This window comes from Knoellia sinensis KCTC 19936 (genome assembly GCF_000768705.1).
GTDB classification, from domain to species: domain Bacteria; phylum Actinomycetota; class Actinomycetes; order Actinomycetales; family Dermatophilaceae; genus Knoellia; species Knoellia sinensis.
Genome location: NZ_AVPJ01000005.1, coordinates 244,425 through 259,233, shown reverse-complemented (window position 1 = coordinate 259,233; position 14,809 = coordinate 244,425). Strand labels below are relative to the sequence as shown.

Below are 14,809 nucleotides of genomic sequence, written 5' to 3'. Positions count from 1 at the left end.
CGAAAGCGATCAAGGCGGCGTTCGAAGCGGCCCGGCTTACCGCACCAGTCTCCTTCGCGGTCACCGCCTCCAGCGCCGCCCGCCGCGACTGCTGACCCACGACGGGTTCCGCGATCCGCGTACCGAACTCGCCCAACAGGACGGTTGCGCACAGTCGAATCGCCGCCGGCCCGTCCCGAACTCGCCCACTAGGACGGTTGGGGACAGGTGACTCAGCGCTCCGCAGGTTCGGATAAGTCACTGATTCCGCTGGCAGCGGAGAGGGGTCATTTTCGGAACAAGCTGCTAGGGTGTTCGGGAAACCCATTGATTCCGCCGTCGGCGGAATGGAGTCAATAGCTGAACGGAGGGGAGCAGATGGCAACGGGTGAGGTATTGAGTGCTGCCGACGTGCAGAAGCGCGTGGTCTCACTCCTGCGCGAGCGTCTGCCCGAGACCTGGAACCTCACGGAAGCTGTCGCGTCCGGCCAGGGTTCCTTGGGTCCCGATCTTTCGATCCAACTTGCAGCCCCTGACGGGCAGGTCACGAGGCTCCTCGTCGAGGCGAAGCAGCTCGTCGAACGTCGCGACGTCGCGACGCTCGCTCACCAAGTGCGCCTCAGGGCGGCCGATGTTGGCGAGGTTCCGGTGGTGGCGGCCCGCTATCTGTCGCCATCGGTTCGCCAGGCTTTGACTGAGGAGGGCCTCTCCTACGCAGACGCCACGGGCAACTTGCGTGTGCTTGTCGACTCGCCGGTCCTCTTCATCGCCGATCGGGGCGAGGACCGGGACCCGTGGCGCAAGGGTCGGCCCCGGGGGACGCTCAAGGGTGAGCCGGCGGCGCGTGTGGCACGCGCCCTTGTGGACTACGCCCGCGACTGGTCAGTCCGTGAACTGATTGCGGTGTCGGGTGCATCCACCGGGGCGACGTACCGGGTCCTGGAGTACTTGGAGCGTGAAGACCTCGTCACAAAGAAGGAAAAGCGATATCGAGTGACGGACTGGGAGCGGCTGCTGCGGGCCTGGAGTGCTGACGCATCGTTCCAGACAACGACGCGCGTCATGGCGTTCATCGAGCCGAGGGGCGTGGACGCTTTCCTGACGAAGGTCGCCAAGCAGTCGGCGTTCCCCACTGCAGTCACCGGATCGATTGCGGCAAAGGAGTGGGCGACGTATGCGCCAGCCAAGGCTGCTTACGTCTACGTCTCGTCGATCCAGGAAGCATCCGAGCAATGGGGTCTGCGACCCAACGCGGCCGCGCCCAACGTGATCCTGTTGGAGCCCAAGACAGTTGGCGACGTCCCGTTCCAGAACGCCTCGAAGGCCGAAGGGGGCTACCCCATCGCCGCCCCCGCCCAAGTGGCAGCCGACCTGCTGAACGGGCCGGGACGCGAGCCAGTCGAAGGGGAGTTCCTCATCGAGTGGATGAAGGCCAACGAGGAGCGGTGGCGAAGTGACTGACGAACTGACCATGGCGCGGGCCGGCTTGCTCGACGCGATGGAGGCGCTGGAGTCGCATCTCGACGCGCTCGTCATCATCGGCGCTCAGGCGGTTTATCTCCACACCGGGGCGACGGACATCGCTCTCGCGGAGTTCACCACCGACGGTGACGTTGCCGTGGACCCCGATCTGCTGAGTTCCGATCCGCTGGTCGAAGAGGCGATGAGCAATGCGGGCTTCACTCCGGACCCGAGGCCCAGTGCGATCGGCTCATGGATCTCGCCACGGGGCGTCCCCGTCGACCTCATGGTGCCCGACGCGGTCGCCGGGGCCGGGCGTCGTGGAGTTCGGGTGCCGCCGCACGACTCGAAGTCCATGAGGAGAGCTCGGGGCATCGAGGCGGCGCTTATCGACAACACGAAGATGCCAATCACGGCACTCGACCGGGCAGCGGATGACCGGGAGTTCGAGGTGTCCGTGGCCGGACCAGCCGCCCTCCTGGTGGCCAAACTGCACAAGATCCACGATCGAATCGATAACCCATCGAGGAGCGACAACAAGGACGCGCATGACATCTATCGACTGCTGAGGGCAATCGAAACGGACCTGTTCCTCGAACCGCTCAGTCGGCTCCTGGATGAGGACATCAGCGCGGCTGTGACGGGCGAGGCGCTTGCCCACCTGCGCGAACTCTTCGCGCGTGGCGCCAGCGCCCGCGGTTCCGTCATGGCCGGTGCCGCGGAGGAACTGGTCGGCGACCCTGCGACCGTGTCCGAAAGCGTGGCTTTGCTGGCACAGGATCTCCTCGACGCGCACGGCGCGTAACGCAGGCCACTGAGCGGGGAACCGCCTCGGCCACGGTGCTCCCAGGCGTCGTCATCCCCTCTCGGCCCCCAATACCCGTAGTCACTCACCGTCTCGAGTGACTCAGCGGCGCTCGGCATCGCCGCTCCGCCACCCCGACTCGTAGGCGAGGACGACGGCCTGCACGCCCGGTCCTGCGTGAATCGCGTAGCACAATACGTAACATGGGGACGCTGACAATCCGCACCGACGCCGACGTCGAACGTGCCCTGGAATCGCTCACGAGCGAGGGGCAGTCACGTTCAGAGGCGGTCCGGAACGCCATTCTCGAAACCGAACGCGCGCACCGACGCGCGCGGTTGCGGGCCGCGGCCGAGAGCCTGCACAACGACCCCGAGGACGTAGCCGCCTCACGGGAACTGACCGCGGAGATGGACTCCTTCCGTGCATGGTGACCTACCGGCTCAGGGCACGAAGGATGCGCCGAGCGACTCGACAAATCCGAGATGCGCGCGATCGACTCAGCGGTCCAAGCCGTCCTGGCATTCGAAGACAAGCCCCATAGGGGTCGCCCATCGAGGAACCCCTACCGGTCAGCCGACCCGCTCACTCCGTCCGTGTCCCCACATCCGACCAACGTGTTAAGAATTTTCGATTCTCTTAACGTGCACCCCGGATGTGTCAGGAGTCAGGACATGTCCGCTTCTGCGGCCCCCGGTTCAGCGATCCGTCGTGCGGGTCCTCGGCCCGGAGGAAGGTCGTAGTCGACGGTCACGGCCGCGTGGTCGCTCCATCTTTCCGCGTATGCCGCCGCGCGGTCGGGATCCGCATGTATCGCGAGTTTCGCGCTTCAGAACGTTCCGACGTGGTTGCGCGCTCGGTTCACGGCTTCCTCAAGGTCAAGCCCGTAGGCCTCGCGACCGGTCGCAGCGAACGCGGCCAATCGCTCCGCGGCGCGGTCGAAAAGCCTATCGGCGCCCAGCTGATTTCCGCGGGCCGCATGCGTCATGGCCACACAGACCTGCGCGAGCCCCTGCCAGAGATCACGCTCCTCGTCTGGGCCGGCCTTCCACCGAGCCTCCAGGACCTCGTGGGCGGAGAACGGTCGACCCGCCTGCACGAGTTCGCGGGCTGCCGTCAGCGTCTCCTCGGGAGGCATCGGCTCCTCCGACACCGGCTCGACCCCGGCGGCGCCATACGGCAGGGGCCGACCCAACGCGTCGCGAGGCCTCGCCTGGCGTGCGCGGCCCTCGACGTCCCGATCACGATCACGTCCCGTCATAGGACCAGTCTCCCAGCAGGCACCATGCGCTATTTGTTGACCGACTTGGGTGAAGCCGCAATTCCATACCCGTTGTGCGGCCGGCCTCTGTAGTCGGCAGTCCTGTGCTGCTGGGCTTCCACAGCCAGACCCCCACTCGGTCTGAGTAGACGTCCCCGAGGATTGAGCGCCGGCCCGCGGCGTGGTGACCCGGTTCGGGTTTCAGTCCAGGGTGATTCCGTAGTCGACCGTCACCGCTCCGTGGTCGCTCCAGCATTCCGCGTATGCCGTCGCGCGGCCGACTTCCGCACGTATCGCGAGTTTCGCGAGCCCTGAGCTCGCGACGTGGCAGTCGATCCGCCAGCCTGCGTCGTTGTCGCACGCCTTGAGCGTGGGCAACGAGGTGCGTTCACCCGCTGAACAGGGCAAGTAGATCTCGCTGTTCTTTGGTCAGCAGAAGAGCGGGATTCCTTGCGGCTGGGTATATCTCGGCCGCCCGCCATTGCGCTTCGCGCACAGCGGATGCGACTCCGATCTTCACGCCCATGAGCACGATGCCGGGGCGCGTCTCTCTTCGCCGCGTGGGCGGCGTTGATCCAGGCTGGTCGTCTGCCTTGACATGATGACGAGCATGAAGGGACATCTGGCAGCGGACAGCCATGGGGACTCGGCTGGAAGGCGGGCACCCAACCACCGCTGGGAAACTGCCGACATCGGGAATCGAGGCGCGCAGCCAACCCCAAGCATCCGCGAACTCATCCCCACACGCTCGTCGGCGCGCGCTGAGCCGTGATGCCCCCACCCAGTACCGCCGACGAAGGCCACGGAACCGAGACCCGCGCCCTGCTGGCTCACCTCGGCACCGCCATGATCGCGACCGGACAGCCGGTGCAGGAGATCGAGGAGGAGCTCGCCGAGGTGGGCATTCACCTGGGCTACCCCGACGTCCAGACAGCAGTCGGTCCCACGGGTCTGGTCGTCACCCTGACCGAGGGAGGTCCCGCAACGTATCGGTCGGCTCCCCTCGGTTTGCGCCTCCACCAGTCCGCGAGCGTCCGCCGGATCCATTACCAACTGGTCCGGGGCGAGCTCGCGCCCGCCGCTGCCCGCGAACAGCTCGCGGCGGTTGCGCGTCGTCCGGTCCGGCATCCGCTGTGGTTGGTCGCCTTGGCCTGGCCCGTGCTCGCCGTCGGTATTGCGCTGATCCTGCAACCCGGCTGGGCCAACGTCGCCGCGGCCGCTGTCGGGGCAGTCATCGTGTTCGTGCTTGTTCAGTTGGCGGAGCGGTACCAGTTGGTGTCGGCGCTGCTGCCGACCCTGGCCGCGTTCGTGGTGTCCTTGGCCGTCTTCGGCGCCGCCAACGCGGGACTGCTCGAGGGTCCGTTGCGCACCATCCTGCCGCCACTGGCGGTCCTGCTCCCCGGAGCGCTGGTCGTCAACGGCATGTCAGAGCTCTCTGCCGGGCACATGCAGGCCGGGTCGGCCAGGCTCACGTACGGCCTGGTGCAGCTGGGTTTGTTCGCCCTGGGACTGCTCATGGCCACCGCCCTGCTACGCGTGCCGTCCGCGACGCTGGCCAACCTCCGGGTCGACGAGATCGGCTGGGCCGGTGCCCCCGTGGGTCTGCTGCTCATCGGATTGAGCATCTGCCTGATGGAAGGAGTGCCGCTGCGGATGCAGGGCTGGGTGTTGCTCGTGCTGAGCATGGCCTTCGGCGCCCAAGTCGCCGGACAGCAACTCGGCTCGACCGGCCTCGGAGGCTTCCTCGGAGCGATCGCGGCCAGCCTCGGGGCGAGCGCGGTAGAGCTCCGACGACCGCAGCTGGCCCGTCTCGTGCTCTTCCTCCCGGCGTTCTGGCTGCTCGTGCCCGGGAGCCTGGGCCTCGTGGGCGTGACCGAGCTCGCAGCGGGTCGTGAGTGTGGCACCCACGTGGCCCTGGGCGTGCTCGGGGTCGTCATAGCGATCTCTCTCGGCCTGCTGGTGGGCTCCTCCTTGGGCCGGTCCCTGCACGGACGGCTGGCTGCGCCCCTCGCGTAGGCCATCCGGATCAGCCCCTGCCGATCCAAAAGAGCAGCCTCGGCCACCTCTGACATTCGTCTCAGTCGCGCGCGGCGCTCGGCGTGGCCGCGGAAGTGGGTCTTTCCGCCGCGTATACGACGGTGGGGGCCCCGGGCGTCGGCCAGGACTCTCAGGCGGGGAACACGCCGCTGGAGAGGTACCGGTCGCCGCGGTCGCAGACCACGAAGACGATCGTCGCCCCCTCGACCTCCTCTGCCACCTGCAGGGCGGTCCAGCATGCGCCGGCCGCGGAGACACCGCCGAAGACGCCCTCCTCGCGGGCCAGCCGGCGGGCCATCTCCTCGGCGTCGGCCTGGGTGACGTCCACGGTCCGGTCCACCGCCGAGGGGTCGAAGATCTTCGGGACGTACTCCGGTGGCCAGGCGCGGATCCCGGGGATCTTCGAGCCCTCCGCGGGCTGTGCCCCGACGATCTGGACACCGGGGTTGCGCGACTTCAGGAACCGCGAGACCCCGGTGATCGTGCCGGTGGTGCCCATCGCGGACACGAAGTGCGTGATCCGTCCGTCGGTCTGGCGCCACAGCTCCGGGCCTGTTCCGTCCTCGTGGGCACGGGGGTTGTCCGGGTTGCCGAATTGGTCCAGGACCCGGCCGCTACCCTCCCGCTCCATCCGCGTCACGACGTCGCGGGCCTCTTCCATGCCGCCCTCTGCCGAGGTGAGAACCAGGTCGGCTCCGTACGCCTTCATCGTCTGGATCCGCTCGGTGGAGGCGTCCTCGGGCATGACGATGACCAGTGGGTAGCCGCTGATCGCCGCCGCCATGGCCAAGCCGATCCCGGTGTTGCCGGACGTGGCTTCCAGCAGGGTGTCGCCGGGGGAGATCTCCCCTCGCTCCTCGGCGCCCCGGATCATGCTGATCGCCGGCCGGTCCTTCACCGAGCCGGCCGGGTTGTTCCCCTCGAGTTTGGCGAGCAGCACGTTGCCGCGGCGTTCGTTCTCCGGCCCCGGAAGGCGCTGCAGACGCACCAGCGGGGTGCCGCCGATGACGTCCTCCATCGTGAGGTACGGCCCAGGGTTGCTCACCCGCCGGAGTCTACGGGCGGCGGTGGCCGAGGAATCGCTGCCGACTGCTCGACCTCCACGGATCGCACCCGCGAGGATGACGTTAGTCCGGGAGGTCGTACACACCGGCTCGAGGGTGTCGAGGAGCGTCCTTTCGCCGCGAGTGAACGCACGAGCAAGCTCACAAGTTGTGCCCCGCTGGCCTGGACAGTCACCGAGGGTGGCGTCCTGCTGCTGCTCGGCTGAGGCGAGATCTAGGCGCGGCCCTCAGCCCAGGGTGAGGTCGTAGTCGACCGTCACCGCTGCGTGGTCGCTCCAGCGTTCTGCGTATGCCACCGCGCGGCCGACTTCCGCGCGCACCGCAAATTTCGCGAGGGCTGAGCTTGCGAACTGGTAGTCGATGCGCCAGCCGGCGTCGTTGTCAAACGCCTTCCCGCGCCAAGACCACCACGTGTACGGGCCAGGTCCCGGGCCCTGGAGGTGGCGGTGGACGTCGACGTATCCGTGGTCACGGATCCAGCGGTCGAGATGGGCCTGCTCCTCGGGGAGGAAGCCCGCCTTGCCGATGTTGCCCTTCCAGTTCTTCAGGTCGTCCGCGGAGTGGCAGATATTGAGATCACCGGTGAGGACGACATACGCGTTGTTCTCGGCGAGGGTCTCGAGACGGGAGCCGACAGCGTCGAGGAAGCGGAACTTCTCGTCCTGCTTGGGGGTGGCGGCCTCGCCGGTGTGGACGTAGGTCGAGATGACGGTGACGGGGCCGTCGTGGGTGGGTACGTCGACCTCGATCCATCGGCCGGCGTCGGTGAACTCGACGGGGCCGATGTCGCTGCTCGCGCGGGTCGGTTGCTGGCGAGTGAGGACGGCGACGCCGGCGTGACCCTTGGTGCGACCTGGCGCGGAGGCGACGTGCCAGTCTCCGAGGCCGCCGTCGGCGAGGGTCTTGAGCAGTTGCTCGTCGGTCGCGCGCACTTCCTGGAGGGTGATGACGTCGGCGTCCTGCGCGACGAGCCAGTCGAGCCCCCCGCGGCGAGCGGCGGCACGGATTCCATTGACATTGACCGAGACGAGACGCACCGGGTGAGCGTAGTTCAGTGGACTCGCGCGGGAACTCCGTAGGCAGTCGCACCGGCTGGCACGTCGTGGGTGACCACGGAGCCCGCCCCCACGAGCGAGCCTGCACCGATCGCTAGGCCTTGCAGGACCGTGGCGTTGGCGCCAATGAGGACCCCTGTTTCCAGACGGACAGTGCCGGACACACAGGACGATGGGTTGAGTCGCGCGAAGTCCTCGATGACCACGTCATGCCCGACGGCGACGTTCTGGTCGATGTGGACGTGACGCCCCACCTCGATCTGTGCACTGAGCCGAGCGCCCGGGCAGATGATCGCCCCCTCCCCCAGCTTCACGTCCGCGCCCACCGTCGCATCTGGGTGGACCAGCACCGGGAAGGTCGCCCCGGCTGCGGCCAGCCGGTTAGCAATCGATCTGCGTGCGTCAGCGGCGCCGATGGCAATGGCCACGGGAATCCCAGCGCAGTCGCGGGCCAAGTCATCGACCGTGCCCAAAAGCTCGATCCCGAGTCGGGCCAGCCGTGCACGGTTGTCCTCGCTCGGCGCATCGTCGACCACCCCCGCGAGAGCGTGGTCGGTGCCGGTCGCGCGGAGCGCGAGCACCAGAGCGACAACCTCTCGCCCGAATCCCCCTGCACCGACGACGACAATGCCGCGGGGCGTGTCCGTCATGGGGCAGAGCCTACGGCGTGGTGGGACATCGGCAGGTCACACCGGCCATTTCCACGATCGGATCCTTGCCGAATCTTGGGCACCTACCCTGAGCGCATGACTGCGAACGCCACTCACCACTCCCCCAGCGGTCGCGTCCTGGTGGTCTGCACGGGCAATGTGTGTCGGTCGCCCTACATCGAGCGGGTCCTCGCACACCAGCTCAACGGCTCGGGTGTCACAGTCACCAGTGCCGGCACAGGGGCTCTCGTCGGCTACCCGATCGATCCTGAGTCCGCGCGACGCGTCGCCGCCGCCGGTGCGAGCCCGGATGGCTTCGCGGCCCGCCAGATCTCCCGCGAAGACATCGCCGCTGCAGACCTGGTGATCGCCGCCAGCAGGGAGCACGTCGACGAGGTCGTCGCCCTGAACCCCCGCGCGTTGCGCTCCGCGTTCTCCCTGCCCGACCTTGCGGACCTCCTGGCGGCGGCGACATACGACGACGTCGTGTCAGCCCCCGGCGCCAACCGCGTGGCCAAGGTCGCCGCCACCGCCGTGAGGATGCGCGGACGAGTGCACCCACGGCCTCTGTCAGCCTCGGGAATCGTCGACCCGTTCCGTCAGAAGCCCGAGGTGATCGACCGCATGGTCCACGAGATCGAGGCCACGCTCCCCATCGTCGTGAGCGCCCTCAGGGGCTGAGGGCCACGATTTCCCTGTCCGTCGGCGCTGAGGCGCTTAGCGCCGCGTGCCGATGGTGTCGCGGCGAGGGCGTGCTTCGTCCTGAAGGCGTCGACTGCGGCGCCCACCCTCGGCCTGCGGGCGGTACTCGTAGCGGTAGTCGTAGTAGCCACCACGGGACTCGCGCGGCATGCGGTTGAGAACGACGCCGAGCACGGTCCCGTTGACCGTTTCCAAGGTCTCGAGGGCGTCTTCAAACTGCGTCTTGTTGACGATGCCGCTCCCGGCCACGACGAGCGCGCCGTCGGCAAGTCGGGTGAGGACGGACGAGTCGGTGACGGGAAGGATCGGCGCACCGTCGACAAGGACGTAGTCGAAGCGCCGACGCAGGTCATCGAGCAGGGTGCGCATCGCCGTCGACCCAAGCAGCTCGCTGGGATTGGGCGGGCTGGCGCCCGCGCCCAGCACCGACAGAGACTGGTCGCCGAACGGCTGGAGGACGTCGTCAACCGTGTAGCGGCCGATGAGGACGTCGGTCAGCCCGACCGACCCCGGGAGACCGAGGTAGTTCAGCAGCCGTGGACGGCGCAGGTCTCCCTCGACCACGCAGACGCTGGCACCCGACTCCGCCATCGCCAGCGCGAGGTTGGCCGTAGTGCTCGTCTTGCCTTCGTTCGCGATCGCTGACGTGACCACCATGACTCGCGGGTGGTTGGCGGCATCAATGAACTGGAGGTTGGTCCGCAAGGCGCGGAAGGCCTCGGCACGACCGGCATGAGGGTCGGCCTGGATGATGAGCGGGTGCTTGTCGGCGTCGGGGTCGAACGGGATGCCTCCCAGGAGGACGGCGTCGGTCAACACCTCGACGTCCTCCTTGGACCGCAACTTGGTGTCCATGAGGTGCTTGAGGACCGCTGCGCCGAACCCGAGCAGCAGGCCGAGCACCAGTCCGAGAGCGATGTTGCGAACCGGGTTGGGACTCACCGGCGACTCGGCCACGGTGGGGTCTCGAAGGAGCGTGACCTTGACGGGGCTGTCGGCCGACGGGCTGACCTTCTCCAAGTCCGAGACCACAGTCGGGAAGACCTCCGCGATACCCGCGGCGATGTCACGCGCCCTGGTGGGACTCGCGTCCGTCACGGTCACGTCGATGAGGACCGTGTCCGGCGGCGTGGTCGCCGTGATCTTCTCGCCCAGGGTGGTGGGTGTGAGATCCACCCCAGATTCCGCGATGACCGGGTCCAGCAATTTCGGGGCCTTGAGCAATTCGCTGTACGACTTCACGCGTTGCTGCGTGAAGGTCCCACCCTGGGCAAGCTGGCTGCTGTTGGCCGAGTCTGCCGTCGACACGAAGAACTGCGTGCTCGACGTGTATTGCGGCGTGGACAGCAAGGTCAATGCAGCCGCGAGCGCGAGCACCCCGAGAGCGACGGTGACCAACGTCCGCCATCGACGACGGATGATCTGCACATAACTCATCAGGTCCAACGAAGATCCTTACCCTGGGTAGCCATGTGGCCGATTCCTGTTGAATGTCACAGTACCCGCCGCCCTGCATTACTGTTGCCCACGGCGGTGGGGGCCACCCTTCCCACGCCGTCTCACACCCCTCACCACTCACTGGAGTGCTCCTCATCGTGTCCAAGAACGCTGACCGTCGCGACGTCATCGTGACCCTCGGATGGGCTCTGGGAGATGCCGTCATCGCAGCAGCCGCCGTCATGATGGCGGCGTGGCTCCGATTCGATATGGATTCGGCTCTTGCGATTGACCGGGACATTCTCGCTTTTGCGGGCGTGGCGGCGGTGCTGCAATTCGCCATTTCACTCGGCGTGGGTGTGTTCGGCGCCACACAAAAGCGCGGATCGTTCGAGGAAACAGCGCAGATTGCCCGCACCGTGCTGCTCGTGGCGGTCGTGCTCCTCATTCTTCGGTTTGCGGCGCAGCAGTTCCCCGGCGTCCCTCGCAGTGTTCCGCTGACGGGGCCCGTCCTCGGGCTGCTCGTCATGTTCGCCTTCCGATTCCTGATCCGGTCCTACAGGTGGGGGCGCGGACGTCCGGGGGATGCCGATGTCCCTGTCATCGTCTATGGGGCAGGCGAGGGTGGGCGACAGTTGCTCCGCGCCTTGAAGGGCAACACCAACGCCAAGGAAGGCCGACTCGTCCCCGTGGCCGTCATCGACGACAACCCGCGGAAGCGACGCATGTCGATCGAGGGCTTGCGGGTCGCCGGTGGCTCGGGCCGCCTGGGCCAGCTCATCGAACGCACCGGGGCCACCACTCTGGCCGTAGCCATGCCATCGCTGCCGGCCGACCGCCTCCGCGAGATCCGTGACCTCGCGCGCGAACACCAACTTGAGCTGCTGGTCCTGCCACCCGTGAGCCGACTGTTGGGCCCTGCCCGCGGTGCCGACCTGCACAAGCTCAACCTTGAGGACCTCCTCGGGCGGCAGAGCATCACGATGGATCCAGCGTCGATCTCGCACACGATCACGGGAAAGCGCGTCCTCGTGACGGGCGCAGGCGGCTCGATCGGTTCGGAGCTCGCTCGCCAGATCGCGAAGTTCGGCCCGGCCAAGCTCGTGCTCCTTGACCGCGACGAGTCGGCCCTCCACGGAACCCAGATGAGCCTCACCGGTCGCGCCCTGCTCGACGACGGCACACTCGCGCTCTGCGACATCCGCGACCCCGCCGCGTTGCGCCGCGTGTTCGATCAGGAGCAGCCCGAGGTGGTCTTCCACGCGGCGGCGCTCAAGCACCTCACGCTCCTGGAGCAGTTCCCGCTCGAGGCGTGGCATACCAATGTCCTTGGCACAGCCAACGTCCTCGCCGCGGCCGAGGCCGTCGGGGTCCAGACCTTCGTCAACATCTCCACCGACAAGGCCGCAAACCCCACGTGCGTCCTCGGCTACAGCAAACGCCTTGCTGAGCGCCTCACCGCAGACTTTGCCCGCCGCCACGAGCAGACCTATGTCAGCGTCCGGTTCGGCAACGTGCTCGGATCCCGCGGTTCGGTCATCGCGGCATTCACGGCCCAGATCGAGCATGGTGGTCCGGTGACCGTGACCCACCCCGACGTCGAGCGCTACTTCATGCTGATACCGGAGGCCAGCCAGCTCGTGCTTCAGGCGGCAGCCATCGGCTCCAACGGGGATGTCATGGTCCTTGACATGGGCCAGCCGGTGAAGATCCTGGACGTGGCGCAGACATTGATCGACCTGTCGGGCAAGGACGACATCGAGGTCATCTTCACGGGCCTGCGACCGGGCGAGAAGATGACCGAGGAACTGTTCACGCCGGGCGAGGACATCCACTCCGCCGGCCACCCGCTGATCAACAAGGTCGAGGTGCCGCCCATGTCGACCGAGACCGTCGTGGCCGCCGCTGCGGACGACCCCAGGTCGGCGCACGCGTGGATGTTTTCCAACGCGACCGAAGGAGTCCTCCAGCCATGAGCGATCGGATCCACCTCTCCCGGGCCCACGTGACCGAGGTCGAGGAGAAGTACGTCCTCGACGCCCTCCGATCCGGATGGGTCGCACCCTTGGGCCCGATGGTCGATCGCTTCGAGCGTGAGATTGCCGAGCGCTGTGGCGTGGCTGGTGCGCTCGCGCTTTCATCCGGCACGGCCGCGTTGCACTTGGCACTCCTGGACGTCGGCGCTGCCCCGGACACCGTCGTGGTCCTGCCCTCCATGACCTTCGCAGCCTCCGCGAATGCCGTGGCCTACACCGGCGCCGAGCCGGTCTTCGTCGACTCGGCCGAAGACGCGAACATCGACGTGGACCTCCTCGTGGAGACCGTCAGTGCGTTACAGAACGAGGGTCGAACGGTCGCAGCAGTCATGACCGTCGACCTCTTCGGTCGCGCCTGCGACTACACGGCTCTCGGCTCCCGGCTCGACGACCTCGGCGTTCCTCTCATCGAGGACGCTGCTGAGGCACTCGGCGCCACCCACGCGGGACGGCCTGCAGGCTCGTTCGGTCGCGCGGCCGCACTATCGTTCAACGGCAACAAGATCATGACCACGTCCGGTGGCGGCATGCTCCTGAGCGACGACACCGACCTCCTCGACCGTGCGCGCTATCTGTCGACGCAGGCTAGGCAGCCGGCTGCGTGGTACGAGCACACCGAGATTGGCTACAACTACCGGATGTCCAACATCCTGGCGGCGCTGGGAATCGGACAGCTCGAACGTCTTGACTCGATGATCTCGCGTCGCCGCGAAATCAGGAGCCGGTATGCCGCAGGGCTGGCTGACGTTGATGGGGTCACCTTCCTTGGTCGTGACCAAGGTGGAGACGCCGAGGACAACTACTGGCTCACCTGTATCACGCTTGACCCCGCGAAGATCACGAGCGACCCAACGGCCGTCATGGCAGGCTTGGACGCCGCTGGCATCGAGGCCCGCCACGTGTGGAAGCCGATGCACCTCCAGCCTGTCCACGCAGACCGTCGCGCGGCCCTGACCGGCGTCAGCGAGCGGCTCTTTGCCACCGGCGTGACCCTGCCGTCCGGTTCTGAACTGACAGATGACCAGATCGACCGGGTTATCTCAGAGACCCGCCTCCTCCTCGAGGCGCGATGAGCCGCCTCGACAGCAAGCGTGCCCTCGACCTGGCCCTCACGGTGCCCGCATTCGTCCTCTCGCTCCCTGTGCAAGCGGCCGTAGCAGGCGCCGTGCGCTGGAAACTGGGCTCACCGGTGCTCTTCAGTCAGGAAAGGCCGGGCCTCAACGGCCAGGTCTTTACGATGCGCAAGTTCCGGTCCATGCACGACGTCGACACATCACGAGGGCTCGTGACCGATGAAGAGCGGCTGCCCCGATTCGGCCAGATTCTGCGCTCAACGAGTCTCGACGAGCTGCCGACGTTATGGAACATCATCCGGGGCGACATGTCCCTCGTGGGTCCGCGCCCTCTCCTCGTGAGCTATCTCGAGCGGTACTCCCCTGAGCAAGCCCGCCGGCACGAAGTCCGCCCTGGCCTAACTGGTCTGGCTCAAGTATCAGGTCGCAACACCCTGTCGTGGGACGACCGGTTCGCTCTCGACGTCGAGTATGTGAATACGCACTCGCTCGTCGGCGACCTCAAGATCCTCGCCCGAACGGTCGGCAAGGTGTTGAGGCGCGAAGGCGTGGCCGAGTCGGGATCGGTGACCATGACGGAGTTCAAGGGTCACGGAGAAGCCCGCAAATGACCCGACCTCTCGTGATCGTCGGATGCGGTGGCTTCGGCCGCGAAGTCCTCGATGTCGTCGATGCCGTGAACGCGATTGAACCCCAATGGGACTTCCTGGGCTTTGTCGACGACGGACCAACCGAGGACAACCTGGCGATCGTCGACCGGATGGGACATCGCGTTCTCGGCGGTGTGAGTTGGCTCGACCAAGCTCCACCCGACACGGCTGTGTTCATCGGGATCGGCGACGGCGCGGTCAAGGAGCGCATCGACAAGGCCGCTCGAACTTTCGGCCTCGATAGCGGGGTGCTGATCCACCCCACGGCATCCGTGGGAGCCCTCCTCGACGTGGCTCCGGGCACGATCATCTGCGCAGGCGTTCGGATCACCACAAATGTCCGTATCGGTCGACATGTCCACGTCAACCTGGGCGCGACTGTCGGGCACGACACCGAGCTGGGGGACTACGTGAGCGTGAACCCACTGGCTGCGATCTCCGGCAACGTCACCATCGGCGCCCGCGCGATGGTGGGAACCCAGGCAGCCATCCTTCAGGGGCTCACGGTCGGGATGGATTCCACCATTGGCGGCGCCGCGATGGTCGTCAAGGACGTCAGCGAGAACGTCGTCGTCAAGGGGGTGCCCGCCCGGTGAGGG

Annotated in this window: 15 protein-coding genes; 9 read left to right on the top strand and 6 right to left on the bottom strand. The window is 67.0% G+C overall.

Annotated features, from left to right (window positions below; translation table 11 throughout):
• Nucleotides 1-357: 357 nt before the first annotated feature.
• The 3 genes from N802_RS09215 (at nt 358) to N802_RS09205 (ending at nt 2,679) form a co-directional block, all read left to right on the top strand.
• Nucleotides 358-1,440 (top strand): hypothetical protein, encoded by a 1,083-nt coding sequence (locus N802_RS09215; RefSeq protein ID WP_035915007.1) that lies wholly within the window; start codon nt 358-360, stop codon nt 1,438-1,440.
• Nucleotides 1,433-2,245: a hypothetical protein gene (locus N802_RS09210; RefSeq protein WP_035915004.1), complete on the top strand. Its 813-nt coding sequence runs from the start codon at nt 1,433-1,435 to the stop codon at nt 2,243-2,245. The genes N802_RS09215 and N802_RS09210 overlap by 8 nt, the downstream gene beginning before the upstream one ends.
• A gap of 203 nt (nt 2,246-2,448) precedes the next feature.
• The gene (locus N802_RS09205) at nt 2,449-2,679 is read left to right on the top strand and encodes a hypothetical protein (RefSeq protein WP_035915001.1); all 231 of its coding nucleotides are present in this window, start codon (nt 2,449-2,451) and stop codon (nt 2,677-2,679) included.
• Nucleotides 2,680-3,074: 395 nt separating this feature from the next.
• Here the strand turns inward: N802_RS09205 and N802_RS09200 are convergent, their stop codons facing one another.
• A complete protein-coding gene (locus tag N802_RS09200) occupies nt 3,075-3,506 on the bottom strand; it encodes a DUF309 domain-containing protein (RefSeq protein ID WP_035914999.1) in 432 nt (143 codons plus the stop codon).
• A 201-nt stretch (nt 3,507-3,707) separates the two neighbouring features.
• Nucleotides 3,708-3,884: a hypothetical protein gene (locus N802_RS09195; protein ID WP_211254369.1), complete on the bottom strand. Its 177-nt coding sequence runs from the start codon at nt 3,882-3,884 to the stop codon at nt 3,708-3,710.
• A gap of 393 nt (nt 3,885-4,277) precedes the next feature.
• On the opposite strand from N802_RS09195, the gene N802_RS09190 reads away from it, so the two are divergent.
• Nucleotides 4,278-5,522 (top strand): threonine/serine exporter family protein, encoded by a 1,245-nt coding sequence (locus tag N802_RS09190; protein ID WP_052109692.1) that lies wholly within the window; start codon nt 4,278-4,280, stop codon nt 5,520-5,522.
• Between the two features lie 151 nt (nt 5,523-5,673).
• Here N802_RS09190 and cysM read toward each other — a convergent pair whose 3' ends face one another.
• The 3 genes from cysM to N802_RS09175 form a co-directional block, all read right to left on the bottom strand.
• Entirely contained in the window at nt 5,674-6,588 is a 915-nt protein-coding gene (gene cysM, locus N802_RS09185) for a cysteine synthase CysM (protein WP_211254368.1), read from the bottom strand.
• Nucleotides 6,589-6,834: 246 nt separating this feature from the next.
• Nucleotides 6,835-7,644 carry an exodeoxyribonuclease III gene (locus N802_RS09180; RefSeq protein ID WP_035914991.1) on the bottom strand — a complete coding sequence of 270 codons (810 nt, stop codon included), beginning with the start codon at nt 7,642-7,644 and terminating at the stop codon, nt 6,835-6,837.
• Between the two features lie 14 nt (nt 7,645-7,658).
• Nucleotides 7,659-8,312 (bottom strand): acetyltransferase, encoded by a 654-nt coding sequence (locus tag N802_RS09175; RefSeq protein ID WP_035914988.1) that lies wholly within the window; start codon nt 8,310-8,312, stop codon nt 7,659-7,661.
• Nucleotides 8,313-8,408: 96 nt separating this feature from the next.
• On the opposite strand from N802_RS09175, the gene N802_RS19420 reads away from it, so the two are divergent.
• Nucleotides 8,409-8,993 (top strand): arsenate reductase/protein-tyrosine-phosphatase family protein, encoded by a 585-nt coding sequence (locus N802_RS19420; RefSeq protein WP_052109690.1) that lies wholly within the window; start codon nt 8,409-8,411, stop codon nt 8,991-8,993.
• 36 nt (nt 8,994-9,029) lie between these two features.
• On the opposite strand, the gene N802_RS09165 is transcribed toward N802_RS19420, so the two are convergent.
• On the bottom strand, nt 9,030-10,451 hold the full coding sequence (locus N802_RS09165) for a tyrosine-protein kinase domain-containing protein (RefSeq protein WP_052109688.1): 1,422 nt from the start codon (nt 10,449-10,451) through the stop codon (nt 9,030-9,032).
• 146 nt (nt 10,452-10,597) lie between these two features.
• Here N802_RS09165 and N802_RS09160 point away from each other — a divergent pair, with 146 nt between their 5' ends.
• The 4 genes from N802_RS09160 to N802_RS09145 are packed head-to-tail and all read left to right on the top strand — an operon-like array spanning nt 10,598 to nt 14,806.
• The gene (locus N802_RS09160; RefSeq protein ID WP_245613890.1) at nt 10,598-12,427 is read left to right on the top strand and encodes a polysaccharide biosynthesis protein; all 1,830 of its coding nucleotides are present in this window, start codon (nt 10,598-10,600) and stop codon (nt 12,425-12,427) included.
• Nucleotides 12,424-13,560: a DegT/DnrJ/EryC1/StrS family aminotransferase gene (locus N802_RS09155; RefSeq protein ID WP_035914982.1), complete on the top strand. Its 1,137-nt coding sequence runs from the start codon at nt 12,424-12,426 to the stop codon at nt 13,558-13,560. The genes N802_RS09160 and N802_RS09155 overlap by 4 nt, the downstream gene beginning before the upstream one ends.
• Nucleotides 13,557-14,171: a sugar transferase gene (locus N802_RS09150; RefSeq protein WP_035914980.1), complete on the top strand. Its 615-nt coding sequence runs from the start codon at nt 13,557-13,559 to the stop codon at nt 14,169-14,171. Before N802_RS09155 ends, N802_RS09150 begins: the two co-directional genes overlap by 4 nt.
• The gene (locus N802_RS09145; RefSeq protein WP_035914978.1) at nt 14,168-14,806 is read left to right on the top strand and encodes an acetyltransferase; all 639 of its coding nucleotides are present in this window, start codon (nt 14,168-14,170) and stop codon (nt 14,804-14,806) included. Before N802_RS09150 ends, N802_RS09145 begins: the two co-directional genes overlap by 4 nt.
• Nucleotides 14,807-14,809 lie beyond the last annotated feature (3 nt).

Coding starts and splice junctions, on each gene's coding strand:
- N802_RS09145 (WP_035914978.1), top strand. CDS start 14,168: ATGACCCGACCTCTCGTGATCGTCGGATGCGGTGGCTTCGGCCGCGAA.
- N802_RS09150 (WP_035914980.1), top strand. CDS start 13,557: ATGAGCCGCCTCGACAGCAAGCGTGCCCTCGACCTGGCCCTCACGGTG.
- N802_RS09190 (WP_052109692.1), top strand. CDS start 4,278: ATGCCCCCACCCAGTACCGCCGACGAAGGCCACGGAACCGAGACCCGC.
- N802_RS09165 (WP_052109688.1), bottom strand. CDS start 10,451: ATGAGTTATGTGCAGATCATCCGTCGTCGATGGCGGACGTTGGTCACC.
- N802_RS19420 (WP_052109690.1), top strand. CDS start 8,409: ATGACTGCGAACGCCACTCACCACTCCCCCAGCGGTCGCGTCCTGGTG.
- N802_RS09200 (WP_035914999.1), bottom strand. CDS start 3,506: ATGACGGGACGTGATCGTGATCGGGACGTCGAGGGCCGCGCACGCCAG.
- N802_RS09215 (WP_035915007.1), top strand. CDS start 358: ATGGCAACGGGTGAGGTATTGAGTGCTGCCGACGTGCAGAAGCGCGTG.
- N802_RS09205 (WP_035915001.1), top strand. CDS start 2,449: ATGGGGACGCTGACAATCCGCACCGACGCCGACGTCGAACGTGCCCTG.
- N802_RS09155 (WP_035914982.1), top strand. CDS start 12,424: ATGAGCGATCGGATCCACCTCTCCCGGGCCCACGTGACCGAGGTCGAG.
- N802_RS09175 (WP_035914988.1), bottom strand. CDS start 8,312: ATGACGGACACGCCCCGCGGCATTGTCGTCGTCGGTGCAGGGGGATTC.